This window comes from Siccirubricoccus phaeus (assembly GCF_008360935.1).
Lineage (GTDB): Bacteria > Pseudomonadota > Alphaproteobacteria > Acetobacterales > Acetobacteraceae > Siccirubricoccus > Siccirubricoccus phaeus.
This window is the reverse complement of the sequence record NZ_SRXO01000028.1, coordinates 40,053-65,618: the sequence shown is the minus strand read 5'-3', so window position 1 is coordinate 65,618 and position 25,566 is coordinate 40,053. Positions and strand designations below refer to the sequence as shown.

The following is a 25,566-nucleotide window of genomic DNA, read 5'->3' as shown; positions in this document are numbered from 1 at the left end:
GCGGGGCGGGGTGCGCGGCGCCGGCAGGTCTCCTGGCTTGCGGGTGCCGGGCCGGCCGGGAGGCGCCGCGTTCGCCTGCGCGCACGCCGTGCCTTCCAGGCTCGTCTGGTGACGTGAATCGCGCCCTTCGGCGATCACGCCCCCCACCCTGCGAAGCTGGCCCTGCCTTCCCGCGCGATGGATCGCGCAGTGGCGCTGCCCCTTTGGGGGCAGCCCGGGCCGGCCTCTTCCCGCCGACAGTTGCTGGGGCAGCCGCCGACTGGAGCTTCGGGGGTCGGCCCCCGTTGCCCGCACGGCGTTCCCTTTTCACCCGCTCGCGCGGGACCAACGCCATATAAGCATATGCTTATATGATGTAGTGAGCAAGCACCGCCCCGCATCGCCGCGGCGCCTTTGGACCGGGTTCCAGGTTCAACCTACGCGGCCAAACTCCCACCGGTCCGGGTGGTCCACCCTCCCGGCGGGGGATCGAACACATGCGTTCGATGCGGGCAGCGGCCCGTGCCGGGGCAGCACTGCCGCCAACGGGCGAACCCGCATCACCGCTGGCCAATTCCCTAGCGTTTCGTTTACCATTCGCGCCAATGCCTGCGCGCCTCGCCCTGCTGGCCTGTCTCCTGCCGCTGCTCGGCTGCGGCAGCGCGTCGCAGGACTGGCCGGGCCTGCCCAGGCTCGGCAATGTCCTCCCGGATGTCAGTTGGCAGGATGTCGCCCAGCGCCTGCCCTTCCCCACGGAGGAGGAGCAGGTCTCGGCCAATGGCAACCGGGTGATCCGGGTCTGGGTCGGGCGCCGCGCCTACCATGCCGTGCTGCTGCAGGAGCTGGGCACCAGGCGGCTCTGGCGCACCCCCTCCGGCATCGTCATCGCGACGGATGGCGGGCGGGTGGTCGCCACCTCCGGCCTCGGGGACATGCTGGTGGCCACCCGCTTCGACGGGCCGGACCCGCTGGAGGCGCCGGGCAGCCTGCTCGGCCCGGCGGTGCAGGCGCGGCGGATGGTGGACCTCATGCGCGCGAACCGAGAGCCGGAGGGGATGCGCTTCGGCGTTTCCGTCGAATGCCGGCTGCAGGGCAAGCCGACCGAGGAGAACCCGGAAGTGCTGCTGGTGACCGAACGCTGCCGCACCGCCGGCGAGGGGCGCTTCACCAACCGCTACTGGGTGACGGCGGCGGATGGCCAGGTGCTGCGCGCCGAGCAATGGGTCGGCGCCGAAGTGCCCGCCCTGGCGCTGGAATTCACCTTCACCCCCGCCAGCTAAGCCCCGCCCGCCGCACCAGCAGGGCGACGCAGAGCGTCCAGGCCAGTTGCAGCGCCAGCGCCGGCAGCACCACCAGCGGCTTCAGCGTGCCCGGCGGGGTGAGGAACCAGGCCGCCAGCCCGGCCTGGAACAGCGCGAAGCCCCAATGCGTGGCCGCCACGGCGCGTACGGGCAGGCCGCTGCGCTGCGCCATCTGGTACAGGTGGGTGCGGTGCGGCGCCCCCACCCGGTCGCCCATCGCCGCCCGCCGCGCCAAAGTGAAGGCCGCGTCCCAGAGCAGGCCGAAGAGCAGCAGCGGCACGATCAGGAAGCTGACCTGGGTGGCATCGAAGCGCGCGGCGGCGACGGCCAGCACCGCCAGCATGAAGCCGGCGAATTGGCTGCCGACATCGCCCATGAAGATGCGCGCCGGGTGCAGGTTGAAGGGCAGGAAGCCGGCGAAGCCCGCCGCCAGGAACAGCGCCGCGGCATAGACGAACCAGCCGCCCGAAACCGCGGCGATGGCGGCCAGCGCGGCGCAGGCGATGAAGAGCGTGCCGCCCACCAGCCCGTCCAGCCCGTCCATGAAATTCACCGCATTGGTGCAGCCGAGGATCCAGAGGAGGGTCAGCACCGGGCCGAGCACCCCCAGCTCGGCATAGCCGACATAGGGGATGGCGATGCGCGAGAGGGTGAGCCCGCTGCCGATCGCCACCAGCGCCGCCGCCACCTGGCAGGCGAAGCGCAGCCGGGCGGAAAGGGTGCGCATGTCGTCCACCAGCGCCACGCCGGCAATGGCGATGGCGGCGGCGATGACGCCGAGGAATTGCCGCTCCGCCAGCCGGGCGAAATCGGCGGCGAGGTAGAGCACCAGCATGCCGGCGATGAAGGCCAGCACCACGCCGACGCCGCCGCCCCTTGGGGTGGGACGGGTGTGGGCGGAGCGGGCATTGGGGTGGTCGAGGATCGGGAAGGCGATCATCGCCCGCACCGCGGTGGCGGAAAGCCCGGCCAGGCAAAGCGCGAAGGCCAGGTGCTGAAGGAAGGCAGCGAACGTCATGCGCCGCGGGGTTTGGCGGAAGCGGGGGCGACGGGCAAGTCAGGCGAGGATGGGGGCTCCGCCCCCAGGCCCCCGGCAGAGGGCGCTGCCCTCTGCACTCCCGCCGGGGACCGGACCGGTCCCCGGACCCCGGTCTGAGCTTCAGACCCGCGGGCGAACCGGCCGACCGGTGGCGGTGCGGTTCGCGCCACCCTATCGGGCTCTACCCCGCCAGCGGTACGGGCCGCACCGCATCCCAGGCCAGGTGCCGTGGCATGCGAATTGCTGCCCTGGCCGCCATGGCGGCCGCGTGGACCATGCCGCCCCGGGACAGCAGGGGAGACAGGGCGTGATCCATCGCAGGACTCTCGTGGCGGCCCTGCCGGCGGCGGGGCTCGGGCTTTCCGGCGCCATGGCGCAGGCCCTGATGAAGACCAGCTACGGCCCGACCACCACGGACATCTCCACCGGCCATGCCGGCCATACCTCCCTGCCCTCCGCGCTGGGCTACTGGCGCGAGGAAGGGCTGGATGTCGACATCTTCGGCATCGCCGGCAGCACTGCCGGCGTGCAGCTCCTCAGCGCCGGGCGGGTGGATTTCGTCGGGCTCAGCGGCGACGACATTCTGATGGCCCGCGCCCGCGGGTTGCCGATCAAGGCCGTATACCTGCATGCGCGGCAGCCCATCTCGATGATCGTGGTGCCGAAAGCCGCCGGCATCACCAGCCTGGCGCAGTTGAAGGGCAAGACGATCGGCGTGCCGGTGATCGGGCCGGATCCCTACGGCACCGGCGCCTTCCGGGAGGTGGGCCTGGACATCGACAAGGACATCACCCGCGTCGCCGTCGGCACCGGCGCGCCCGTGCTGCTGGCGCTGCGGCGCGGCGACATCGCCGGCTACATGGCCTGGGACACGGCGGTGGCGGGCCTCGAAAGCCGCGGCATGGAGTTCGTGGAGTTCAAGCCGAGCTACTACCCGGACCTCTTCGGCCTCTGCGTCGCGACGCGGGAGGAGGTGGTGGAGAAGACTCCCGAGCTGGTGGTGAAGATGTGCCGCGGCATCGCCAAGGGCGTGAGCTTCGGCATGGCGAATCCCGAGGCGGCGATCCGCATCCATTGGCGCATGTACCCGCAGACCAAGCCCAGCACGGGCGACGAGGCGCAGATCATGCGGGACGCGAAGCATGTCTTCCTCTCCCGCTTCATCCGCTACGGGCTGGAACCGGGGGCGCGGTTCGGCGAGATGCGGCCGGCGCTGTGGCAGCGCCTGGCCGGGATGCTGCGGGAGGCCGGCAACCTGCCCGCCGATTTCGACCTGGAGAGCGCCTGGACCAACCGCTTCGTCGAGGCGGTGAACGATTTCGACCGGGAGGCCATCGCGGCGGCGGCGGCGAAGTACTGAACGAGGAAGCCCGCTGCCCCAGGCGCCGGGCAGGCGGCGCCGCAGGGCAGGGCCTTATGCCTCTTCCGGCGTCGGCCAGCGCAGGATGAAGCCGACATCGCCCGGCATGCCGCCCGGCCAGTCGATGATCTGCGCCTTCAGATGGAAGCCCTTCGGCGCCAGCTCCTTCGCATAGGCGTCATAGGCGCGCCGCGCGAAGCCCTCCAGCTTCTCGTGCCAGTCGCTGTCGCCATTGGTGATGGCGCGGCCCTGGTCCGGCAGCCAGTCGGAGGGGAAATGGAAGAGCAGCACCTCCTTCTCCCCGGCATCCACCGCGCGCTGCACCATGGCGGCGACGCGCTCCTTCCAGTCCGGCGCCAGCTCGCGTTCCAGGAAGGCGGCGTGCAGCTTTTCCCGCTCCGCCTTCAGCGCCGCCGCATGGCTGCGCTGCGCCGCCGCCGCCGCTTCCCGCTTCTGCGTGATGTAGGTCCAGACGGAAGCGGCGCTCAGGTCGTGGCCGGACAGTGTCGGCATGCTCTTCCCTCCTTCGCCGGCGCGTCACGCCAGGATGTTGTAGCCGCCATCGATGAACAGCGTCTCCCCGGTCATCGCGGCGCCGTAGGGGCTGGCGAGGAAGGCGCAGGCGGCGCCGACCTCCTCGATGGTCACCAGCCGCCGTGCCGGGGCGCGGGCGGAGACGCGCTGCATCAGCGCGTCGAAATCGCGGATGCCGGAAGCGGCGCGGGTGGCGAGCGGACCGGGGCTGATCGCATGCACGCGGATGCCGCGCGGGCCGAGTTCGGCCGCCAAGTAGCGGACGGCGGATTCCAGCGCCGCCTTCACCGGGCCCATGACGCCGTAATTCTCCACCACCTCGGTGGCGCCGAGATAGCTCATCGTCAGCATCGTCCCGCCCTCCCGCATCAACGGCTCGGCGCGGCGCGCGAGGTCGAGGAAGGACCAGCAGGAGACCTCCATGGCGGCGAGGAAGCCGTCGCGCGGGCAGTCCACCACGCGGCCGTGCAGCGCCTCCTTCGGCGCGAAGGCGATGGAGTGGATCAGCACGTCCAGCCGGCCCCATTCGGCACCGATGCGCTCGAACAGCGCGTCCGTCTGCGCCGCGTCGCGCACCTCGAGCGGCATGAGGATGGGTGCCTCCAGGCGCCGGGCGAGGGGCTCGACATGCGGCCGGGCCTTCTCGTTCAGATAGGTCACGGCGATCTCGGCGCCGGCCTGGCGCAGGGCCTGGGCGCAGCCCCAGGCGATGGAGGACTCATTGGCGATGCCGACCACCAGCGCCTTGCGGCCGGCGAGGATGGCGGGGAGGCTGTCCTTGGGCTGCTCCGTCATGGCTTCGGTCCTTTCCGCCTGCCGGCGCCAGGCGGCAGGGCGAGGCGATGCGAGGGGCGCGGTGGAGCGTGGCGGTGGGGGCGTGGCGCGGGCCGCGCCCGCCTGCCCCGGCAGCGCCGTCGCGCCGGCCGCCACGCAGCGCCGCCATGCCGGCCTGCCCCTGTTGAGGAATAGCGTGGGCGGGTCCAGCACCTTCATGCGGCGCAGCTTGGCGGGCGCTTCCCGGCGCGCCACCTCGCTTGCGTGAAACCTAGAGCGGTTTCACGCTGACTGTGCAGCGCGAAACCGCTCTAGCTTATGGATTGTAGGGCAGATTCACGCCTCCGGGCGATGCCGCCCTCCGGCGATCTGCTCTAGCCGGAGCAGGCCATGCGGGCGAGTGAAAGGCGCCCCATCAAGCGACAGCAGCGGGTTCCCAGGAGGCGCGAAGGCGCTCCGGCCGGCCGAGGCGGTGGCGTTTGGCGGGCAGATACGGAAGGTGACGGGCGGACCGATGGACGCGGGACGGCGCGCGCAGCGGATGCGACGGCTAGCACGCCGCCCGTGGCGGGCCCCCCCTCGCCGCGATCCGAGCCAGCGGTCTCGCCAAGCGAGAACGCCAGCCATGGAAGACGCGCACTGGAAGGTAATTGGAGAAAGTTCCGACGCCTTCGCGCCGCAGCCCAACGTCCTGCCGGGAGTGGTGCCGACACGCGGATTTGAACCGCGGACCTACTGATTACGAATCAGTTGCTCTACCGCTGAGCTATGTCGGCAGGCCCCCAGGGGGCGCCCAGGCGCCGGGTGGATACACGCCCTGCCCCGCCAGGGCAACCTCCATGCCACCCCTCGCCGCGCTACCCCACCGCCGCCCGCTCCGCCGCGCTGATGTAGTCCCGCGTCAGCGGCACCGCCACCCGGTCCCGCGCCAACTGCATCTGCCACACCATGTGGTCGGACCGGCGGAAGGCCAGCTCGCTCCCCGCCAGGTAGAATTCGAACATCCGGCAGAAGCGCTCATCATACATCGCCCGGATCGTCTCCCGCTGCGCGGCGAAGCGGCGGCGCCAATGCCGCAGCGTCTCGGCATAATGCAGCCGCAGGATCTCCAGGTCCGTCACCCACAGCCCGCTGCGCTCCACCGCCGGCAGCACCTCGGACAGGGCCGGGGAATAGCCGCCGGGAAAGATGTATTTCGCCAGCCAGGGATTGGTGTAGGCAGGCCCGGAGGTCCGGCCGATGGCATGGACCAGCGCCACCCCGTCCGGCCGCAGCGCCCGCCGCACCACCTGGAAGAAGCCGGGGTAATGGCCGATGCCCACATGCTCGAACATGCCGACGGAAACGATACGGTCGACCGGCTTCTGCCAGGCGCGGTAATCCAGCAGCTCGAACCGCACCTGCTCCGCCAGCCCCGCCGCCGCCGCCCGGGCACGCGCCACTTCCAATTGCTCCGTGCTGAGGGTGAGGCCGGTGACCCGCGCCCCCCAGTCCCGCGCCAGGGTCAGCGCCATGCCCCCCCAGCCGCTGCCGATGTCGAGCACCTCCAGCCCCGGCCGGTCCAGGCAGAGCTTGGCGGCGATATGCCGCTTCTTCGCCGCCTGCGCCTCCTCCAGCGTCTCCCGCCCCGTCGGGAAGTAGGCGCAGGAATATTGCTGGTCGGCATCGAGGATAAGCCGGAACAACCGCGAGTCGAGATCGTAGTGATGCGCCACGTTGCGCCGCGCCCGGCCGGCCGGGTTGTACTGCGCCAGGCGCCGCAGCAGCCGCCGCCCCCATTCCAGCAGCCAGGTCGTCGGCGTGTCCTGGGTCTCGAGGTTCACCATGCAGACCTCGATCACCCCGTAGAGCCCGCCCTCCATCGGCACCAGCCGGCCTTCCATATAGAGCTCGCCGCCCGCCAGGTTGGGGTCCAGCGCCAGGCGCCGCGCCGCCTGCCAGTCGGTGATGTGCATGCCGCCCGCCGGGCCGGGGCCGCCGCCATAGCGGCGCTCGGCGCCGTCCGGGTAGCGCACGGTCAGGGTGCCGGTGCGGATCAGTCGGGTCAGGGCAAGGTGCAGCAGCATTCCTCACGGCTCCGCAGCGGCGGAGGCCTCACGGGTGCCGCAGCCCTGCCGGCCCGTGGCACCGGAGATTCCGCCCTTTTCCCGGCGCCCGGCCGCGCCGCCGCCGGCCGGCATCGGCCGCTATCGGCAAACGGGCGGCGGGGCGCCGCTGTTCCCATCAGGTTACGGTAAAGTTGCCGCGCGAGAAGCGGTTACAAGGGCCGGGCGTCCATGCCCCAGGGGCAGGGCGCCCATGCCCTCAGCGCAGCGCCGCCTGCAGCCTGAGGCTGAGCGGTAGGGCCAGGGCGCAGAGCGCCGCCATGGCCCAGAACCCCGCCCCGCCCCAGGCGGCGTAGAGCGGCCCGGCGAGGAAGGTCAGCACCCCGGAGGCCAGCCCCACCCCCAGCGAGGCATGCAGCGTCTGCGCCCGTGCCGCCTGGCCGGGGGGCAGCGCGCCCAGCACCCGCATCGCCGCCAGATGCATGGCGCCGAAGGTCAGGGCATGGAGGAGCTGGGCCAGGGCCAAGGCAGGCAGCCATGTCGTTTCCGCCAGCAGCCCCCAGCGCAGCACCCCTGCCCCGGCCGCCAGCGCCGCCAGCCGGGCCGGACCCAGCCGCGCCACCAGCCGGCCGCCGCAGAGGAACAGCACCACCTCCGCCATCACCCCTTCCGCCCAGAGCAGCCCGACCATGGCGGGGGAATGCCCCGCCGCCTGCCAGTGCAGCGTGCCGAAGCCATAGACCAGCGCATGGCTGCCCTGGACCAGCGCCGAAAGCGGCAGCAGGCGGCGGAAGGCGGCATCGGCGAAGGGGGCCGCCAGCCCGCCCCCGCCACCCCTGCCCGCCGCCAGGCGCGGCAGGCGGGCGACCGCCAGCGCGGTGCAGGCATAGGCGGCGGCGGCCAGCCAGATCACGCTGGTCACGCCCAGCGTCTGCACCGCCAGCCCGGCCCCGACCGCCGCCAGGATGAAGCTGGCCGAGCCCGCCGAGCGCACCCGCCCGTAATCGAAGCCGAAATGGCGGGAGGCGGAGACCGCCAGCGCATCGGAAAGCGGCATCACCGGCGCGGTGACCAGCGCATGCAGCAGCGCATGCAGCAGCAGCGCGGCGAAGCCCTGGCCCAGCGCGTAGCCGGTGACGGTGCAGGTGGCGCCGGCGGCGGCCAGCAGCAGCACGCCGCGCGCATCCGCCCAGCCATCCGTGCCCCGCCCCACCGCCGGCGCCGCCACCAGCCGCACGGCGGAGGCGGCCGCCAGCACCGTGGCGATCTCCGTCGCCCCCAGCCCATGCCCGGCCAGCACCGCGGGCAGGAAGGGCAGCAGCATGCCCGGCGCCACGAATTGCGCGGCGAAGACCAGGGCGAAGCGGGCGGGCACCCCGGCGGTCACGGCAGCGGGTCAGGCGGCCGGGCGGTACAGCCAGTCGCCATCGGCCTCCGCCGCCGTGCCGGCCCGCAGCGGCTGCCCGGCATAGCCCCGCGCCGCCAGGAAAGCGCGGAGCTGGGCGGCGGAGCCACCGGCCCGGCGCAGCCGCGCATCGTCGATCTCCAGCAGGATGGCCGGGCGGAACCGGGCCAGCACCGCCTCCGCCCCGGCCAGCACCGCCCCCTCATGCCCCTCGACATCCAGCTTGAGGACATCCAGCCGCGTCAGCCCCAGCGCCGCCGCCAGCGCATCCAGGGTGACGATCGGCACCACCTCCCGCACCACCGCCCGGGCGGGGTCGGGGGCCAGGCTGGCGAGGCCGTAGCCCATGGCGCCGGCGCGCTTCACCGGCGTCGCCAGCACGCCGAGCGAGGCCGCCGTGCCGAGCGCCGCCGCCACCACCAGCACATTGCGCCGCGGCCGCAGCGCCAGCGCGGCGCGCAGCACGGCGCGCGCGTAGCTGCTGGGCTCCACCGCCACCACCTGGCCGCGCGGCGTCAGCGCTGCCAGCAGCCAGGTCACCTGCCCGCCATGCGCGCCGATATCGATGGCGACGCCATCCTCCGGCAGCAGCTCCTGCAGCAGCGGCCGCAGCACGGCGTGATCGTGGAGGATGACGGATTTCCACACATGCTCGACCCAGGACCAGGTCAGGCGGAAGCGGAACCATTCGGCAGGCGGCGGGCAGGGCGCGGCGGCGTTCACCGGCATGGGATACCATGTTTCCTCCCTTCCGCCACCGGCATGAGGGCGCCGCCCTACCGGCCGGGTCCGGCGGAATTCCGCCGGCATGGCCGCGCCGCACGCGCCGGTGCCGCCGCCGCGCCGCCGCGCCGATGCCTGAACGCTTGCCAAGCCGCGCGTCCCGGCCCATGCATGGCGCCATCATGCCGAGCCCCCACCCCCATGATGTTTGACGCCCGTGTGAAGGCCGTGCTGGGCCCGACCAATACCGGCAAGACCCATCTGGCGATCACCCGCCTGCTGGCGCACAGCAGCGGCATCATCGGCTTCCCGCTGCGCCTGCTGGCGCGCGAGAATTACGACCGCATGGTGGCCGCCAAGGGCGAGAAGCACGTCGCCCTGATCACCGGCGAGGAAAAGATCATCCCGCCCGAGGCGAAGTGGTTCGCCTGCACGGTGGAGGCCATGCCGCTCGACCGCCGCGCGGAATTCGTCGCGGTGGACGAGATCCAGCTCTGCGCCGACCCAGATCGCGGACATGTCTTTACCGACCGGCTGCTGAATGCCCGCGGCATGGTGGAGACCATGTTTCTCGGCGCCGAGACGATCCGCCCGCTGCTGCAGCGCCTGGTGCCGCAGGCGGAGGTGGAGACGCGGCCGCGCCTCTCCCAGCTCACCCATGCCGGGCCGCAGAAGCTGACGCGGCTGCCGCCGCGCTCCGCCGTCGTCGCCTTCAGCGCGGCGGAGGTCTATGCCATCGCCGAGGCAATCCGCCGCCGCCGCGGCGGCTGCGCCGTGGTGATGGGGCGGCTCTCGCCCCGCACCCGCAACGCCCAGGTGGCGCTCTATCAGAACCGGGAGGTCGATTTCCTGGTGGCGACGGACGCCATCGGGATGGGGCTGAACATGGATGTGGACCATGTGGCCTTCGCCGCCCTGCAGAAATTCGACGGCCATGTGGCGCGGATACTGACGGCGCAGGAAGCCGCGCAGATCGCCGGCCGCGCCGGCCGCGGCATGCGCGACGGCACCTTCGGCACCACGGGCGAGTGCCCGCCCTTGCCGGAGGAGATGGTCGAGAAGATCGAGGGCCACCACTTCGAGACGCTGCAGACCCTCGCCTGGCGCAACAGCGAGCTGGATTTCACCAGCGTCGATGCGCTGCTGGACAGCCTGGCGGCGCCGCCGCCGCAGCCCGGCCTCAGCAAGGGGCATGACGCGGACGACCACATCACCCTGTCCATGCTGGCGCGCGAGGGCGAGATCCGCGCCCTGGCCGCCGGCCGCAGCCGCGTCGCCCTGCTGTGGGAAGCCTGCCAGGTGCCGGATTTCCGCAAGCTGGCGGATGACAGCCATATGCGGCTCTGCGGCCGCATCTTCCGCCACCTGGCGGAGGACGGCGCCCTGCCGGACGATTGGGTGGCCGGCCAGATCGCGCAATGCGGCAACACCGAGGGCGATCTCGACACGCTGATGGCGCGGCTCGCCAATATCCGCGTCTGGTCCTACATCGCCGCCCGCGCCGACTGGACGCGCGATGCGGCGAGCTTCCAGGCCGAGGCGCGCAAGGCCGAGGATGCCGTCAGCGACGCGCTGCACGAGCGGCTGACGGCGCGCTTCGTCGATCGCCGCGCCGCGCATCTGATCCGCCGGCTGGAGGAGGTGGAGGGCGAGGAGCTGGTCTCCGCCGTCACCCGCCAGGGCGAGGTGGTGGTGGAAGGCCATCCGGTCGGCAAGGTCTCCGGCTTCCTCTTCCACCCGGAGGCGGAGGCGGAGACGGAGGAGCAGCGCAAGCTCATCCTCCGCGCCGCCCGGCTGGCGCTGAAGGAGGAGATGCCCCGCCGCGTCGCCGCGGTGGAGACGGCGAAGGACGAGGCCTTCGGCCTGACGCCCCATCACCGCATCACCTGGAACAGCCATGGCAGCGTGGCGGAGATCGCCCGGCTGCGCCCCGGGCCCGAGCCCTCCAAGCCGCAGGTGGAGGTGCTCCCCTCCGAATTCCTCGACGGCGCGCAGCGGGAGAGGGTGCGGGCCCGGCTGGCGAAATATGTCGAGGGGCTGATCGCCCGCGAGCTGGCCATCCTCACCACGGTGGAGGCCAAGGCGGAGGCGGAGGGCGCGCTGCGCGGCCCGGCCTATCAGCTCCGCGAATCGCTCGGCCTGGCGCCGGGCAATACGGATGGCACGGTGCCGCCCGATCTGCGGCAGAAGCTGAAGGCGATCGGCGTGCGGGCCGGGCGCTATGCGCTGTTCGTGCCGGAGGCGCTGAAGCCGCGCGCCATGGCGCTGCGCGCGCAGATCTGGTCGCTGATCCGCAATATCGAGACGCCGGCCCTGCCCGCCCCCGGGCTGGTGGCGCTGCAGCTCCGCGAGGCGGCGGAAGGCGAGGCGAACCCGCCGCCGCCGGCCGGCTGGCCTTCCGGCTTCGCCCAGGCCATGGGCTGGCTGCCGGCCGGGCCGGTGCTGCTGCGGCTGGACGTGGCGGAGCGGATCGCCGGCGAACTGGCCTACCTGACCCGCCGCGCCCCGGCGCCGCCGCCGCCCGACCTCGCCAGCCGGCTGGGGGTGAAGGCGGATATGCTGGGGGTGGCGCTCTCGGCGCTCGGCTTCCGGCTGCTGGAGCCGGTGCCGCTGGAGGAAGGCCAGTACGGCCCGCCGACGCCGCTGCGCGTGGCCCAGCCGCGGCCGCAGCATCATCGCGGCCCGCGCCAGGGCCAGGGCCCGCGGGACGGGCAGCGCCATGGCGGCCCGCGCCACGGCGAAGCCCGCCGGCCGGACGGGGAGCGCTACCAGGGCGAGCGCCGGGCGGAACACCAGGGCGGCGAGCGCCCGCCGCGGCATGAGGGCCGCCCCGACCAGCGCCAGGACGGCCGCCGGCATGAGGGGCCCCGGCCGCAGGACGGCCGCCCGCCGCGGGACCGCGAGCGCAACCGCGACTTCGGCAACCGGGATTTCGACCGGCGCCCGCCGCGCGAGGCGCGGGAGCGGCCGGAGAATGTCCTGCCGCCCCTGCCCCCGCTGCCGCCGCCGAACAGCCCGGAGATGATCTTCTACGGCCCGCCCATCCCGCAGGAGATGCGGCGCCGGCCGGTGGTGATGGAAGCCCGCGGCCCCGGCGCGCCCTGGAAGGGCGGGGACAAGAATCGCGGCAAGGACGGGCCCCGCCCGCCGCGCGGCGAGGGCCCCCGCTACCCGCGCGGCGAAGGCCGCCCGGACCGCCCGCCGCGGCGCGACGAGGATCGCGGCCCGCCGCCCGCCGCCAAGCCGGCGGCGCCCTCCGGGCCGGATCCGGATTCGCCCTTCGCCGTCCTGGCCCAGCTCAAGCTGCGGTCCGGCACCTGATGCGGCCCGGGCCTGGCTGAACCGTGGCGGCGCCGGGCGAGGATCGGGACTGGCAGCGCCTGGATCTGTGGCTGTGGTGCGCCCGGGTGGCGCGCACCCGCAGCGCCTGCGCGAAACTGATCGAGGCCGGCGCGGTGCGGATCAACCGGCAGCCGACGCAGAAGGCGCATGCCAGGCTGCGGCCGGGGGATGTGCTGACCCTGGCGCTCGGCTCCGCGGATCGGGGGGTAGTGAAGATCTGGCGCGTGGTGGGGCTGGGGGACCGGCGGGGGCCGGCGCCGGAGGCGCGGCTGCTCTACGAGGATCTTTCGGCGGAGGAGTAGGTGATGGGGGCTTCGCGCCCATGCCCTCACCAGGGGCGCTGCCCGTTGGCGGCAGTGCCGCCAATGCCTGCCGGAGGGAAGGCTTCCCCGGCCCCCGGTGTGATGCCAACGGGCTGACCGGCATAAGGCCGTGCAGGCAGCGCCGGAGGGCGCCTTGCACGGGTCAGCGATCAGGGCCGCGGGTACGAGTTGCTCACCGGCTGGCGCCGACCAGCGCGATCATCGCCTGCATCGCGCTGCCGAAGATGCGCAGCCCGCCCGGCAGCCCCAGCGCCGCGAAGGGCGCGCCATGCGGCTGGCATCGTGATCTCCTGTGCCGGGCGAAGGCTGGCGCCGCGGCGGCAGGCGCGCCAGCCGGCAGGGTCGCGGCGCCCTGCGATCCGCGGTAAGCAGGGCGCCGCCGGACTTGAGGAACCGTCCATGAATCGTCGCAGCCTGCTGGCCGCCGCCAGCCTGCCCTTCCTTGCCCGCGGTGCGCGGGCGCAAGGCTTCCCCACCCGGCCGATCCGCATGGTGATCGGCTTCCCGCCGGGCGGCGGCTCGGACCAGGTGGGGCGGCCGCTGGCGCAGCGCATGCCGGACGTGCTGGGCCAGCCCGTGCTGGTGGAGAATCGCGGCGGCGCCAATGGCAACCTCGCGCTGGACTTCACCGCGAAAAGCGCGGCGGACGGCTATACGATCTGCCACGTCAACACCAGCGTCATCTCGGTCAACCCGCTGCTCTACCGCAGCCTGCCCTTCAACGTGCTGACCGACCTGACGGCGGTCGGCGCCGTCACGCTGAACGCCCTGCTGGTGACCATCCCGGCCGAGCTGCCGGCGCGCAACCTGCAGGAATTCATCGCCTATGCGAAGGCGCGGCCGGGGCAGTTGAATTTCGGCTCGGGCGGGCTCGGCAGCATCACCCATCTCGGCTACGCGCTGGTCACCAGGCAGGCGGGGCTGGACATCGTGCATGTGCCCTATCGCGGCAGCGCGCCGGCGCTGCAGGACATGCTGGGCGGCCGCGTGCAGCTCATGGTCGATGGGGTGAATGTCAGCAAGGCGATGATCGATGCGGGCCGGGTGCGGGCCATCGCCTATCTCGGCCGCACGCGGAACCCGCTGCTGCCGGAGGTGCCGACAGCGGCGGAGCAGGGCATGCCGGAGCTGGTGATCGAATCCTGGCAGGGCTTCGTCGCCCCGGCCGCCACGCCGGTGGAGGTGCTGGACCGGCTGGAGGCCTCGCTGCAGCATGCGGTGGACCATGCCGATGTGAAGGCGGCCTTCAGCGCCCAGGGCACGCTGGGCCTGTTCCAGAGCCGGGCCACCATGAACCGGCTGATCCGCGAGGAGATGGAGCGCTGGCGGCCGATCGTCGCCGATCTCGGCGTGCAGTTGGACTAGAGCGTGATCGGCTGAGGTCGCGGCGACCGAAACCGTGAATCACGCCACCCAACAATGAGCCAGAGCGGGATGGGTGAGCGAAGCTCAACCAATCCCGCTCCGGGGGCGGGCGGCGGGGCAAGCATGGCCAGGCGGCGCGCGGGCGCGCCGGGTGATCGCGCGCTTCACGCCTTTCGGTGATTCCACCTCGAGCGATCACGCTCTAGAGCGGTTTCACGCTGACTGTGCAGCGCGAAACCGCTCTAGCTTATAGATTGTAGAGCAGATTCACGCCTCCGGGCGATGCCGCCCTCCGGCGATCTGCTCTAGCCTGCCGCGCCGCCGAGGAGGTTCCCATGCCCATCTCCCGCCGCTCCGCCCTCGCCGCCTTGCCGACGCTCGCCGCCCTGCCAGCCGGAGCCCAGACCATGGCCATCCCGCGCATCGACCAGACCACGGACATGCTCGGCGTCATCGACGTGCAGCCGGATTTCATGCCCGGCGGCAAGCTGGCCGTCGCCGGCGGAGACCAGGTGGTGCCGGTGATCAACCGGCTGCTGGAAACCCGCTTCCGCCACGCCTTCGCCACCCAGGACTGGCACCCGGCGGGCCATTCCAGCTTCGCCAGCAGCCACGCCGGCCGCCAGCCCTTCGAGACCGTCCAGATGCCCTACGGCCCGCAGACGCTGTGGCCGGACCATTGCATCCAGGGCAGCGCCGGGGCCGAGCTGCACCGAGAGCTGGCCCAGCCGCGCATCGAGCTGATCGTGCGCAAGGGCTTCCGGCCGGAGATCGACAGCTACTCCGCCTTCTTCGAGAATGACCGCCGCACCACCACCGGCCTGCATGGCTGGCTGCAGGCGCGGGGGGTGCGGCGCGTCTTCCTCGCCGGCCTCGCCACGGATTACTGCGTCGCCTATTCCGCGGAGGATGCGGCGAAGCTCGGCTACCAGGTGGTGGTGATCGAGGATGCCTGCCGCGGCATCGGCCTGCCGGCGGAAGGCGGCACCACCATCGACGCGGCGAAGCGCAGGCTGAGCGCCGCGGGCGTCGCCTTCCTCACCAGCGACGCCCTGGCCTGAAGGTGGCTTGCCGCAGCGGCCGCGGCGCCGCGGCAGCGGCGTTCCGTCCCGGCTGGCGAAGCATGCCCGGGACGATCCGTTCTGAAGTGGGATCGGTTGAGCTTCGCTCACCCGCCCCGCTCCGGCTCCTGTCGAGTCGCGTGATTCACGGTTTCGGTCGCTTCGACCTCAGCCGATCACGCTCCAGTGTCCTGCCCGCGAAGTTCGCTGGATTTCGAGCGAACTTCGCGGGCAGGCAGGCCACCTGAAAACCAAGGCTAGAGCAGATCGCCGGAGGGCGGCATCGCCCGGAGGCGTGAATCTGCTCTACAATCCATAAGCTAGAGCGGTTTCGCGCTGCACAGTCAGCGTGAAACCACTCTAGCGGCTCGGGAACGCAGTCCGCAGGACTTCGGAATCGGGACGCTGGAGCGGTTTCACCTCGCCTGCGCTCGGCGAACCCGCTCCAGCCCTTTGTTCGATCGCATTTTCCGAGTCGTCCGGCGATTCCGCCGGACTTGAAAATGCTCTAGGCCGTGATGCCCCCATCCACCCGCAGCACTTGGCCGGTGATGTAGCTGGCCGCCGGCGAGGCGAGGAAGGCGACCGCCGCCGCCACCTCCGCCGTGCGCCCATAGCGGCCGAGCGGGATGTGGCGGCAGCGTTCCGCCTTCGCGTCCGGGCTCAGCGCGGCATGCGCGCCCGGATCCTTCTCCGTATAGCCGGGCGAGACCGCATTCACCGTGATGCCGGGTGCCCATTCGATGGCCAGCGCCCGCACCAGCGCCTCCAGCCCCGCCTTGGCCGCGGCGGAGGCAGCGAAGACCGGATGCTCCAGCCGGAAGACATGCGCGACGAAGGAGGAGACGGCGACCAGCCGCGGGTCCGTCCCCCTCGCCAGATACGGCTGCGCGGCACGGGCCAGGCGCAGCAGAGCGAAGGCGATGGCGTCATGGCTGGCGGCAAAGGCGGCGTCGCTCAGCGCCGAAACCGGCGTGCGGTCGGCGAAGCCGGCATTGGAGACAAGGACGTCGAGGCCGCCCAGCGCCGCGGCGGCCGCCGCCACCACCTCGCCTGGCATTTCCGGCTGCGCCAGGTCGCCGAGCAGCACATGCACCTCGGCGCCCGCCGCCCGCAGCTCGGCGGCCAGCGAGTCCAGCCCCGCGCGGTTCTTCCGCGTATGCAGGGCCAGGGCGACGCCGGGCCCGGCCAGGGCGCGGGCACAGGCCGCGCCGATGCCACTCGCCGCGCCGGTGATCAGGGTACGCCGTGCCACCATCCGCCTTGCCTCCACTCCTGGGCCGCGATCTTGCGCCGGGCGTTCGCGGTGGCAAGGGCGGCGGCGGATATGCCAGCCTGGGCGGGCGGCCATGCCGCCCAAGAACCACGAACGCAGCCTGGGAGGACACCATGAAAACCCTGTCGCGCCGGACCCTCTTCGGGGGGCTCGGCTGCCTTGCCTGCGGCGGCGCGCATCTCGGCCTGACAGCCACGCCCGTCCAGGCCCAAGGCTGGACCCCGCCCGATGCGGCGCAGCGCTGCCCCAGCCGCTGGGGGCCGAATGATCGCCGCGGCGCGATGAACCTGATGACGCCGGAACGCGCCAGGCGCGCCGCCGCCCTGATCCGCACCGGGGAGATCGTGGAGCTGGGCCAGACCCTCTCCGAGGCCATGCCCTTCTTCGGCACCCGCCGCTTCGACGTCCATCTGAAGCAGATCTTCATGAACCCGCAGGCCAATCGCCGCGGTTCCAATGAGGAGCTGGTGGTGACGGAGATCGGCCAGGTGGGCACCCAGCTCGACATGTTCCCGCACCAGACGATCGGGGACGAGACCTATAATTGCGTGAAGGTGCCGGGCATCATGTCCCGCACCGGCTTCACCGAAATGGGCGTGGACACGGTCGGCACCATTTTCACCCGCGGCATCCTGCTGGATATCGCGGCGCTGAAGGGTGTGCCGGTGCTGGGCGACGATTACGAGATCACCGTCGCCGACATCGAGCAGGCGCAGCAGCGGCAGAATCTGCGCATCGAGGAGGGCGATGCGGTGCTGTTCCACACCGGCTGGGGCACCCTCTGGGCACGGGACAATGCGCGCTACGTCAGGTCCTGCCCGGGGATCGGCGTGGCGGCGGCGGAATATGTCATCCAGCGCAACCCCATCCTGATGGGCGCGGATAATTGGCCGGTGGAATGCGCGCCGTCCAAGACCATGCCGCAGGCCTCGCTGCCGGTGCACCAGATCGCCCTGGTGGTGAACGGCGTGCACCTGCTGGAGAACATGAAGCTGGACCAGCTTGCGGCGCGGCAGCCGGGGCCCTTCGCGCTGATGGTGCAGCCCTTGAAGGTGAAAGGCGGCACGGGGAGTACGGTGGCGCCGAGTGCGCTGTTCTGAGGCGGCTTGAGGCGGGCTCTGCCCTCCTCAAACTCCTCCCGCCAAAGGCCGAAAGGCCCTTGGCGACCATGAATTTCAGGTCCGGCGGCTCAACCGCAAGCCTCAAGGGTCCAAAGGGCCCTTCGGCCCTGGCGGGATCGGACGCAGGGCGTTCGATGGCCGTCTCTCGACTGCGCGGTGGGCCCCCCCTACCCTCTCTCGCAGAGCAAGGAAGGGGAGGAGCGCGCATGCTCACGGTGCTGGAGCCGGAAGGGCTCTATCCGGACACCACCATCGAGCAGGAGATCCTGGGGCCTGGCGTCCGCATCCTCCGCGGCCATGCCAAATCCAGCCTGGCGGAGCTGCCGGATTCGCTGCTGGCCGAGGTGGACGGGCTGATGACCCTGCGCATGTGGGTGCCGGCGGCGCAGATCGCGCGCTTCCCGAAGCTGAAGGTCGTGGTGCGCATGGGCGTCGGCTATGATCGCGTGGACCGTGTCGCCTGCGCCGCCCGCGGCATCCTGGTGGCGAACCTGCCGGATTACGGCACGCAGGAGGTGGCGGAATTCGCCGTGCTGCTGGCCGTCGCACTGCGCCGCGGCCTGACCCTGTACCACGACACGCAGCGCGGCCCGCACCCGGCGCCCTGGGCCGTCTTCCCCTCCGCCATCGTGCGGCGGCAGGAGGTGCAGACATTCGGCATCATCGGCCTCGGCCGTATCGGCAGCGCCGCGGCGCTGCGGGCCAAGGCCTTCGGCTACAAGGTGGTGTTCTACGATCCCCACCAGCCGAATGGCTGGGACCGGGCGCTGGGCATCCAGCGCGCCCGCACGCTGGAGGAGCTGCTGGCGCAATCCGACGTGCTCTCGCTCCACTGCCCGCTGACGCGCCACACCCGGGGGCTGGTGGGGGAGCGGGAGCTGCGCCTGCTGCCGAAAGGCGCCGTGGTGGTGAACACCGCGCGCGGCCCGATCCTCGATATCGACGCGCTGGGGCGCTGCCTGCAGGATGGCCACATCGCCGGCGCCGGCCTCGACGTGATTCCGGTGGAGCCGCCGGAGGCGCCGGTGCCGGATCTGCTGCGCGCCTACCGGGCGCAGGAGGAATGGCTGCGCGGCCGCCTCATCATCACCCCGCACATCGCCTTCCACACGCCGGAGGCCTGGCAGGACATCCGCGTGAAGGGGGTGGAGACGATGCGCGACGTGCTGGTGGAGGGGAAGCGCACCAACGTCATCCCGCCGGAAAGCGATTGAATCCTCCCCATGACGTCGCTGCGCGCCGTCATGGGGGCCCCAGGGCACCGTGCTACCCCAGGCCACGCACAGCGGGCCGCGGCAGAGCCGCGTCCGGCAACGGCAGGTCCGGCTTGGACCGGTCGGCTGGGCGACTGTCGGTCGCGTGATCGAACCGCTCGGGCTCTGGCGCGATGGAACGGCATCGCAACCGGAGAATGACGATGCGTCTGCTGTTGATGGCCGCCCTGCTGCTGACCACCCTGGCTGCCTGCGAACGGGAAGGCCCGGCGGAGCGCGCCGGGCGCAACCTGGACCGCGCCGGGGAGCAGGTGCGGGATGCGGTGGACCCGCCGCGCGGGCCGGTGGAGCGGCTGGGCCGCAGCGTGGACCGGGCGGTGAACTGAGCTCGGCACGGGGCAGCCCCATCCCCGCCGGCGGACTCGCGCCGGGTCCGGGGAGGGGTCCCCTCCCCGCCGCCGCCCCCGCCCCTTCCCGCCCTCCGGAGATGGCCGGCCGAACCGGCCGACTCGTGGGCAGGAAGCGGGGGAAGCCCCGTACCCGGTTGCGCCCCGCCGACCTTGGGGGTAACCCGGAAGCGCCGGAACCGCCGGCGCCAACCAGGCGCCCGCAGCAAGCTCGGGGCCCTGTAGATGAGCCAGATGCCCGCAACCGCCTCCTCCGGCGCCGGCGGCCATGACGCCCGCATCGTCGGCCTGATCGGCACCGGCCATTTCCTCTCGCATTTCTACATGCTCTGCCTCGCCCCGCTCTTCCCGGTGTGGCAGGCGGAATTCGAGGTCTCCTACGCCACGCTCGGCCTTTCCGTCGCGCTGATGTCCGCCACCACCGCCCTGCTGCAGACGCCGGTCGGCTTCTGGGTGGACCGCTACGGGGCGCGGCCCTTCCTGGTGGGCGGCACGCTGCTGATGGCGCTGTCCGTCGCCGGCATGGCCTTCGCGCCCAGCTACTGGGTGGTGCTCGGCCTCGCCGTGCTCTCCGGCATCGGCAACAGCGTCATCCACCCCGCCGACTACGCCATCATGGCCGGGAGCGTCAGCAAGGGCTTCATGGGCCGCGCCTTCGCCCTGCACGCCTTCACCGGCAATCTCGGCTTCGCCGCCGCCCCGCCGGTCATCGCCCTGCTGCTGACGGGGATGGATTGGCGCATGGCGCTGCTGACCGTCGGGCTGCTCGGCCTGCCGGTGGTCGCCGCCATCCTGGCCCAGACCAGCGTGCTGCAGGACCAGGCGAAGCCGGCGAAGCAGGCGGAGGGCCCGGCCGGCCATGCCCTGCTGTTCAGCCGGCCGATGCTGCTATTCTTCGCCTTCTTCCTGCTCTCCTCCGTCGCCGGTTCCGGCATCCAGTCCTGGCTGGTGACGGTGCTGGGGCAGCTCTGGGGCACGCCGGTGCTCGCCGCCTCCGCGGCGCTGACGGCCTATATGGCCGGCACCACGGGCGGCAACCTGATCGGCGGCTGGATCGCGGACAAGTCGAAGCGCAACCTCTACGCCCTGGTCACGGTGCTGACCCTGCTGGCCATGGCGGTGCTGCTGCTGCTCGGGCTGGTGAAGCTGCCGGAGACGGTGCTGCTGGTGGTCGCCGTGGTGGGCGGCCTCGCCCTCGGCATCTCCCGCACCCCGCGCGACGTGATGCTGAAGGAAGCCTGCCCGCCGGGCGAGATCGGCAAGGTGTTCGGCTTCGTCTCCTCCTCCCTGCCGCTCGGCTCGGCGATCGCGCCGGTGCCGATGGGGCTGCTGATCGACCTCGGCCATCCCGGGCTGGTGCTGCCGGTGGTGGCGGGGCTGCTGGGGTTGTCCCTGCTCTGCGCCGGCGGGGCGCAGGAAAGTGCGCGGGCGGAGCGAGCGGCCGCCCCGGCGCCGGCGGAATAGCGGGCGCGCGGCTTCGGTCCGGCGCCCGGCCGGCCTGGGGGACAGCACCGTTCGCGGTGCATGGAGCATGGCGCGCTTCCGCTGCGGCGGAACGGCAGTGCGGCGACCCGGCGCTGCTGCGGGGATGACGGTGGCCTTGGCCCAGGCGCGGCAGCGAGCGGCCGAAGGTAGCGGCGCAGCCCTGGCCCTGCCTTTCAGCCCGGCGCCGCCTGCTGCCGGCCCAGGATCGCCGCCATGCGCCGCAGCACGCCATTCGCCGCATCTGCGGCATCGCCCGGCGCCGCCAGCCCGGCGGCGTCCAGCTCTGCCGGCGCCAGGAAGGCCAGGGCCTCGCCGCCGAAGCCGCGTTCCGGCACAAGGGCGAATTGCATCAGCTCGAATTCGGTGTGGCGCAGATCGGCGCTGATGCGGTCATAGGCCTCTTCCAGCGCCGGGAGCTCGCCTTCCAGCACCTGGGTGAAGGTCGCGCCCTCATGCAGCAGCGCCCCGGTCAGCCCGGCGGCCGCGTTGTGCCGCCGCGCGCCGGCAAGGATGGCCGCGACCTCCGCCCGCACCTCCTCCGTGGTGCCGAGGATCGCGACCTTGCTGCGGTAGAGCAGCCGGTAGAGCGGCTCCGCCATCCGCTTCGCCTCAGGCTGCCTGGCGCCGGGCCAGCAGGGTCCGCGCCGCATCCGCCGCCATCGGCCGCCCGACCAGGAAACCCTGCACCTGGTCGCAGCCCCGGGCGCGGACATGCGCGAGCTGCCCGGCCGTCTCCACCCCCTCCACCGTCGTCAGCATGCCGAGGCTCTTCCCCAGCACGATTACCGCCCCGACGATCGCCGCGGAATCGGCGTTCTCGCCGAGATCGGCGACGAAGGAGCGGTCGATCTTGATCTTGTCGAAGGGGAAGCGGCGCAGATGGCTCAGCGAGGAATAGCCGGTGCCGAAATCATCCATCGAGATGCGGACGCCGAGCGCCTTCAGCGCCCGCAGCGTGCCGAAGCTGTGGTCGGTATCCGTCAGCAGCGCGGTTTCGGTCACCTCCAGCTCCAGCCGGTGGGGATCGAGGCCGGCGGCGGCGCAGGCGCCGCGCACCGCCTCGACGATGCCGGGGCTGTGGACCTGCAGCGGCGAGAGGTTGACCGCGATGGTGGCGGGCTCCTGCCAGCCCGCCGCCTCCCGGCAGGCCTCCCGCAGCACCCATTCGCCGATCGGGATGATGAGGCCGGTCTCCTCCGCCAGGGGGATGAACTCGGCCGGGGAGATCAGGCCACGCTCCGGATGGGCCCAGCGGATCAGCGCCTCGAACCCCGTCACCGTATCGCCGTCGAGGCCGAGCAGCGGCTGGTACTCCAGGTGGAATTGCCGCAGGGCGAGCGCGCTGCGCAGCTCCACCTCCAGCATCCGCCTCCGCTGCATGCGGGTGTCCATCTCCGCCTCGAAGAAGCGGTGGGTGCCGCGGCCCTCGGATTTCGCGCGGTAGAGGGCGAGATCGGCATTGCGGGCGAGCGTCGCGATGTCCGTGCCATCCTGCGGGTAGAGGGCGATGCCGACGCTGGCGCCGATGTTCAGCACCTGACCCTGCACGATGAAAGGGCGGGAGAGCAGCTCGATGCAGCGCTGCGCCAGGGCGGTCGCGGCTTCCGGCTGGCTGGTGTCGAGCTGCAGCACGGCGAATTCGTCGCCGCCCGGCCGCCCCACCACATCCGTCGCATGCACCGCGGCGCGCAGCCGGGCGGCGACCTTGACCAGCAGCGCATCCCCCACCTGATGCCCCATCGTGTCATTGGTCCATTTGAAGCGGTCGAGGTCGAGGGCGAGCAGGGCGAAGCCCTGGCCGCTGCGGCCGTGCAGCGCCAGGGCGCGTTCCAGCTCCAGGCCGAAGCCGGCGCGGTTGTGCAGCCCGGTCAGCGGGTCGTGCTGGGCGAGGAAGCGGATCCGCGCCTCCGCCCGGCGGCGGTCCCGCAAATCCCGCACCGCCACCGCCTGCTGCGACCGGGCGTGGTGCAGCAGCGGCCTGGTGACCAGCTCGACCGGGATGATCTCGCCGGAGGCGGCGAGGAATTCCGCCTCCGCCCGCCCTTCCGCCGCCAGGGCCGCGGGCAGGGTCTGGCCGGGGGGCAGCAGCGCCTCCAGCCGCTGGCCGGTGAACCATTCATCGGCGCGGCCCAGCAGCCCCTGCAGGCTGCGGTTGGAGCCGGTGATCCGGCCCTCCTCGCAGAGCAGCAGCCCTTCCACCGCAGCATCCGCCAGGCTGCGCAGCTTCTGCTCCGCCTGGCGTTCCCGCCGGTGGGCGCGGCGGGAGAGGGCGGCGGCGGCAAGGCTCAGCAGCAGCAGGATGCCGCTGGCGGCGGCCACGGCGGCGGCCAGCCAGTCCGCGCTGGCCGCGGCGGCGAGCGGCGCTCCGCCCGGCTCCGGCAGGATGATGAGCGCCGCCATGCCGAGGAAATGCAGCGCGCAGATGCCGAGCAGCAGCAGCGCTGCGGCGAGAAGGCGGGGCAGCGGGCGCGGCTGGCGCAGGGCCAGCCATACCGCCAGCATGGGCAGCAGGATGCCGAGCGCGATCGAGAGGGTGAGCAGCCGCTTCTCCCAGAGCAGGACGCCGACCAGGTGGTAGCCCGCCATGCCGGCATAGTGCATGGCGGTGATGCCGAGCCCGGCCAGCACCCCGCCGGCCCATTCCCGCCAGCCGCGGCCGCTGAGGGCAAGCTGGAAGGCGAAGCCGCAGACCAGCACCACCAGCGCCAGGGAGGCGAGGGTGAGGCCGGCCCCGTGATCCGCCGGGAGGCCGGGCGCGAAGGCCAGCATGGCGACGAAATGCGTGGACCAGGCGCCGGTGCCGGTGGCCAGCGCGGTCAGCGCCACCCAGCGCCAGCGCCGCGCCGCCGCGGTCTGCGCGGCGCGCAGCAGCACGAAGCTGGTATGCGCGCCGACCGCGCAAATCACGACCGCCAGCGCCAGCAGCGCCGGGTCATGCTGCTCGGCAAGGCAAGTGTAGAATCGCTGCACGCTCTGGGGTTCCGACCGGAGGGGTCCGGCGGCTAGCTAGGCCGGGAATGCTGCTGGAATCCTAAGCATCTTGCCGGGAAATTAGAATCGGAAAAGGATTGACGGGGCGTTGTCCAGGCGCCGCCGCCTCGTGGCGCCAGGCCCCGGATGATAGAAGCCGGGAATGGAATTCGACTATGTGATCGCCGGCGCGGGCAGCGCCGGCTGCGTGCTGGCCAACCGGCTTTCCGCCGGCGGCGCCACCGTCGCGGTGATCGAGGCCGGCGGCTCCGACCGCCACCCCTGGATCCACATCCCGGCCGGCTACGCCAGGATCCTCAACCATCCGCGCCTGACCTGGGGCTACCGTACCGCGCCGGACGAAGGCACGGCGATGCGGGCGCTGGACTATCCGCGCGGCAAGGTCTGGGGCGGCTGCTCCTCCATCAACGGCCTCGGCCATGTGCGGGGGCATCCCTCCGACTACGACCTCTGGGCGCAGAAGGGTTGTACGGGTTGGGGCTGGGAGGAGCTGCTGCGCTATTTCCGGAAGCACGAATCCTTCGCCGCCGGCGGCGAGGCACGCGGCACGGACGGCCCGCAGCCGGTGGAGCACCTGGCCGAGACGCCGGCGCTGCTCGGGCATCTTGGCCAGGCGGCGGAGGCGATCGGCCTGCCGGTGCTGGCCGACATGAACGGGCCGGAGCGCGAGGGCTTTGCCCCCTTCCAGCAGACGCGGCGCGGCAGGCGGCGGATCTCCGCGGCGCGGGCCTATCTGGTGCCGGCGCTGCGGCGGCCGAACCTCGCCCTGCTGGACAACGCCCTGGCGCTGCGGGTGGTGGTGGAGGATGGCCGCGCCGCCGGCATCGCCATCCGCCGGGGCGGCGCGGAGCAGGTGGTGCGGGCGCGGCGGGAGGTGGTGCTGGCGGCCGGCGCCATCGGCTCGCCGCAGCTTCTCATGCTGTCGGGCATCGGGCCGGGGGCGGCGCTGCAGGCGCTGGGCATCCCGGTGCTGCGGGACATGCCGGGCGTCGGCGCCAATCTGCAGGACCACTACATCATCCGCCTCGGCTTCCGCCTGGCGCAGCGGCGGCTTTCCGCCAATCACCGCATCGCCGGCTGGCGCCTGCCGCTGGAGGCGCTGCGCTGGGCGGCGAAGGGCGACGGGGTGCTGACCTGGTCGCCCGGCATGTTCAGCCTGTTCGCCCGCACCGCGCCGGGGCTGGAGGCGCCGGACATCCAGATCAATGGCGGCCCGCTCTCCTGGGAGGCGCTGCCGCCGGAGCCCGGGCGGCGCTTCGGCGGCATCCGGATCGGGGTGCCGGAGGCGGAGCCGGGGATGACGCTCGGCGTCTGGCAGTGCCGGCCGGAAAGCCGGGGCAGCGTGACGCTGGCCTCGCCGGACCCGGCGGCGGCGCCGGTGATCGCGCCGCGCTACCTGGCGACGGAGGGCGACCGCGCCTGCGTGCTGCGCGGGCTGCGCCTGGCGCGGCGCTGGATGGCCGCGGCGCCGCTGCAGGGCATCGTGGCGGCGGAGGCGCGCCCTGGCCCGGCGGCGGAGAGCGATGCCGACCTGCTGGATTTCGCCCGGGAGACCGGCGGCACGGTCTATCACCCCTGCGGCACGGTGCGGATGGGCGGCGACCATGAAGGCCCGCTTGGCGCCCCGCTGGACGCCGCCTTGCGGCTGCGCGGCGTGGCTGGGCTGCGGGTGGTGGATGCCTCCGTCTTTCCGGACATCCCCGTCTGCAACATCAACGCCACCGTGCTGAGCGTGGCGGAGAAGGCGGCGGAGCTGATCCTGGCCGCGTGACGCGGTTCAGCCTGCCGACTCAGGGCGGGGCCCGGGGGGGAAGCCTTCCC

The 25,566-nt window shown here is 72.5% G+C and carries 20 protein-coding genes, 1 tRNA gene and 1 riboswitch; of the genes, 11 read left to right on the top strand and 10 right to left on the bottom strand.

The window, feature by feature from the left end; translation table 11 throughout:
* Positions 1-5: 5 nt before the first annotated feature.
* A riboswitch (cobalamin riboswitch) is annotated at positions 6-344 on the bottom strand.
* A gap of 240 nt (positions 345-584) precedes the next feature.
* On the top strand, positions 585-1,259 hold the full coding sequence (locus E5N76_RS26395) for a YjbF family lipoprotein (protein ID WP_187830425.1): 675 nt from the start codon (positions 585-587) through the stop codon (positions 1,257-1,259).
* On the opposite strand, the gene E5N76_RS26390 is transcribed toward E5N76_RS26395, so the two are convergent.
* Positions 1,243-2,298 carry a glycosyltransferase family 4 protein gene (locus E5N76_RS26390; RefSeq protein ID WP_149540838.1) on the bottom strand — a complete coding sequence of 352 codons (1,056 nt, stop codon included), beginning with the start codon at positions 2,296-2,298 and terminating at the stop codon, positions 1,243-1,245. The genes E5N76_RS26395 and E5N76_RS26390 overlap by 17 nt on opposite strands.
* Positions 2,299-2,626: 328 nt before the next feature.
* Here E5N76_RS26390 and E5N76_RS26385 point away from each other — a divergent pair, with 328 nt between their 5' ends.
* Complete coding sequence (locus E5N76_RS26385) at positions 2,627-3,679, top strand: ABC transporter substrate-binding protein (RefSeq protein ID WP_187830424.1); 1,053 nt, start codon at positions 2,627-2,629, stop codon at positions 3,677-3,679.
* 54 nt (positions 3,680-3,733) lie between these two features.
* On the opposite strand, the gene E5N76_RS26380 is transcribed toward E5N76_RS26385, so the two are convergent.
* The 6 genes from E5N76_RS26380 to E5N76_RS26355 form a co-directional block, all read right to left on the bottom strand.
* Complete coding sequence (locus tag E5N76_RS26380; RefSeq protein WP_149540834.1) at positions 3,734-4,192, bottom strand: hypothetical protein; 459 nt, start codon at positions 4,190-4,192, stop codon at positions 3,734-3,736.
* Positions 4,193-4,216: 24 nt separating this feature from the next.
* Entirely contained in the window at positions 4,217-5,008 is a 792-nt protein-coding gene (gene fabI / locus E5N76_RS26375; RefSeq protein WP_149540832.1) for an enoyl-ACP reductase FabI, read from the bottom strand.
* 680 nt (positions 5,009-5,688) lie between these two features.
* Positions 5,689-5,763 (bottom strand) — tRNA-Thr (locus E5N76_RS26370).
* Between the two features lie 81 nt (positions 5,764-5,844).
* Positions 5,845-7,053, bottom strand: a complete 1,209-nt coding sequence (locus tag E5N76_RS26365) for an SAM-dependent methyltransferase (RefSeq protein WP_149540830.1) — start codon at positions 7,051-7,053, stop codon at positions 5,845-5,847.
* A gap of 238 nt (positions 7,054-7,291) precedes the next feature.
* A complete protein-coding gene (locus tag E5N76_RS26360) occupies positions 7,292-8,419 on the bottom strand; it encodes an MFS transporter (RefSeq protein ID WP_149540828.1) in 1,128 nt (375 codons plus the stop codon).
* Positions 8,420-8,428: 9 nt separating this feature from the next.
* Positions 8,429-9,166, bottom strand: coding sequence for an FkbM family methyltransferase (locus E5N76_RS26355; RefSeq protein ID WP_187830423.1), 738 nt, complete (start codon positions 9,164-9,166; stop codon positions 8,429-8,431).
* A gap of 198 nt (positions 9,167-9,364) precedes the next feature.
* On the opposite strand from E5N76_RS26355, the gene E5N76_RS26350 reads away from it, so the two are divergent.
* From E5N76_RS26350 to pncA, 4 genes are all read left to right on the top strand, one after another.
* On the top strand, positions 9,365-12,481 hold the full coding sequence (locus E5N76_RS26350; protein ID WP_149540824.1) for a helicase-related protein: 3,117 nt from the start codon (positions 9,365-9,367) through the stop codon (positions 12,479-12,481).
* 23 nt (positions 12,482-12,504) lie between these two features.
* Complete coding sequence (locus E5N76_RS26345; protein ID WP_149540822.1) at positions 12,505-12,804, top strand: RNA-binding S4 domain-containing protein; 300 nt, start codon at positions 12,505-12,507, stop codon at positions 12,802-12,804.
* Between the two features lie 420 nt (positions 12,805-13,224).
* Entirely contained in the window at positions 13,225-14,190 is a 966-nt protein-coding gene (locus E5N76_RS26340) for a Bug family tripartite tricarboxylate transporter substrate binding protein (protein WP_149540820.1), read from the top strand.
* A gap of 335 nt (positions 14,191-14,525) precedes the next feature.
* Positions 14,526-15,251: a bifunctional nicotinamidase/pyrazinamidase gene (gene pncA / locus E5N76_RS26335; RefSeq protein ID WP_457852685.1), complete on the top strand. Its 726-nt coding sequence runs from the start codon at positions 14,526-14,528 to the stop codon at positions 15,249-15,251.
* A 508-nt stretch (positions 15,252-15,759) separates the two neighbouring features.
* Here the strand turns inward: pncA and E5N76_RS26330 are convergent.
* The gene (locus E5N76_RS26330) at positions 15,760-16,509 is read right to left on the bottom strand and encodes an SDR family NAD(P)-dependent oxidoreductase (protein ID WP_149540818.1); all 750 of its coding nucleotides are present in this window, start codon (positions 16,507-16,509) and stop codon (positions 15,760-15,762) included.
* Between the two features lie 131 nt (positions 16,510-16,640).
* Between E5N76_RS26330 and E5N76_RS26325 the strand changes: the two genes are divergently transcribed.
* The 4 genes from E5N76_RS26325 to E5N76_RS26310 all read left to right on the top strand — a co-directional run bounded on the left by E5N76_RS26325 (position 16,641) and on the right by E5N76_RS26310 (position 20,733).
* Positions 16,641-17,627, top strand: a complete 987-nt coding sequence (locus E5N76_RS26325; RefSeq protein ID WP_149540817.1) for a cyclase family protein — start codon at positions 16,641-16,643, stop codon at positions 17,625-17,627.
* Between the two features lie 227 nt (positions 17,628-17,854).
* A complete protein-coding gene (locus tag E5N76_RS26320; RefSeq protein ID WP_149540815.1) occupies positions 17,855-18,862 on the top strand; it encodes a C-terminal binding protein in 1,008 nt (335 codons plus the stop codon).
* Positions 18,863-19,065: 203 nt separating this feature from the next.
* Positions 19,066-19,248, top strand: a complete 183-nt coding sequence (locus E5N76_RS26315; protein ID WP_207792119.1) for a hypothetical protein — start codon at positions 19,066-19,068, stop codon at positions 19,246-19,248.
* Between the two features lie 255 nt (positions 19,249-19,503).
* Complete coding sequence (locus E5N76_RS26310) at positions 19,504-20,733, top strand: MFS transporter (RefSeq protein WP_149540811.1); 1,230 nt, start codon at positions 19,504-19,506, stop codon at positions 20,731-20,733.
* A gap of 194 nt (positions 20,734-20,927) precedes the next feature.
* Here the strand turns inward: E5N76_RS26310 and E5N76_RS26305 are convergent, their stop codons facing one another.
* Together E5N76_RS26305 and E5N76_RS26300 are read right to left on the bottom strand one after the other, a co-directional pair.
* Complete coding sequence (locus E5N76_RS26305) at positions 20,928-21,353, bottom strand: BLUF domain-containing protein (protein ID WP_187830421.1); 426 nt, start codon at positions 21,351-21,353, stop codon at positions 20,928-20,930.
* A gap of 10 nt (positions 21,354-21,363) precedes the next feature.
* Positions 21,364-23,724: an EAL domain-containing protein gene (locus tag E5N76_RS26300; protein WP_149540807.1), complete on the bottom strand. Its 2,361-nt coding sequence runs from the start codon at positions 23,722-23,724 to the stop codon at positions 21,364-21,366.
* A 163-nt stretch (positions 23,725-23,887) separates the two neighbouring features.
* Here E5N76_RS26300 and E5N76_RS26295 point away from each other — a divergent pair, with 163 nt between their 5' ends.
* Positions 23,888-25,516 (top strand): GMC family oxidoreductase, encoded by a 1,629-nt coding sequence (locus E5N76_RS26295; RefSeq protein WP_149540805.1) that lies wholly within the window; start codon positions 23,888-23,890, stop codon positions 25,514-25,516.
* Positions 25,517-25,566: the final 50 nt, after the last annotated feature.

Coding starts and splice junctions, on each gene's coding strand:
- E5N76_RS26395 (WP_187830425.1), top strand. CDS start 585: ATGCCTGCGCGCCTCGCCCTGCTGGCCTGTCTCCTGCCGCTGCTCGGC.
- E5N76_RS26390 (WP_149540838.1), bottom strand. CDS start 2,298: ATGACGTTCGCTGCCTTCCTTCAGCACCTGGCCTTCGCGCTTTGCCTG.
- E5N76_RS26380 (WP_149540834.1), bottom strand. CDS start 4,192: ATGCCGACACTGTCCGGCCACGACCTGAGCGCCGCTTCCGTCTGGACC.
- fabI (WP_149540832.1), bottom strand. CDS start 5,008: ATGACGGAGCAGCCCAAGGACAGCCTCCCCGCCATCCTCGCCGGCCGC.
- E5N76_RS26365 (WP_149540830.1), bottom strand. CDS start 7,053: ATGCTGCTGCACCTTGCCCTGACCCGACTGATCCGCACCGGCACCCTG.
- E5N76_RS26355 (WP_187830423.1), bottom strand. CDS start 9,166: ATGCCGGTGAACGCCGCCGCGCCCTGCCCGCCGCCTGCCGAATGGTTC.
- E5N76_RS26350 (WP_149540824.1), top strand. CDS start 9,365: ATGTTTGACGCCCGTGTGAAGGCCGTGCTGGGCCCGACCAATACCGGC.
- E5N76_RS26340 (WP_149540820.1), top strand. CDS start 13,225: ATGAATCGTCGCAGCCTGCTGGCCGCCGCCAGCCTGCCCTTCCTTGCC.
- pncA (WP_457852685.1), top strand. CDS start 14,526: ATGCCCATCTCCCGCCGCTCCGCCCTCGCCGCCTTGCCGACGCTCGCC.
- E5N76_RS26330 (WP_149540818.1), bottom strand. CDS start 16,509: ATGGTGGCACGGCGTACCCTGATCACCGGCGCGGCGAGTGGCATCGGC.
- E5N76_RS26325 (WP_149540817.1), top strand. CDS start 16,641: ATGAAAACCCTGTCGCGCCGGACCCTCTTCGGGGGGCTCGGCTGCCTT.
- E5N76_RS26320 (WP_149540815.1), top strand. CDS start 17,855: ATGCTCACGGTGCTGGAGCCGGAAGGGCTCTATCCGGACACCACCATC.
- E5N76_RS26315 (WP_207792119.1), top strand. CDS start 19,066: ATGCGTCTGCTGTTGATGGCCGCCCTGCTGCTGACCACCCTGGCTGCC.
- E5N76_RS26310 (WP_149540811.1), top strand. CDS start 19,504: ATGCCCGCAACCGCCTCCTCCGGCGCCGGCGGCCATGACGCCCGCATC.
- E5N76_RS26305 (WP_187830421.1), bottom strand. CDS start 21,353: ATGGCGGAGCCGCTCTACCGGCTGCTCTACCGCAGCAAGGTCGCGATC.
- E5N76_RS26295 (WP_149540805.1), top strand. CDS start 23,888: ATGGAATTCGACTATGTGATCGCCGGCGCGGGCAGCGCCGGCTGCGTG.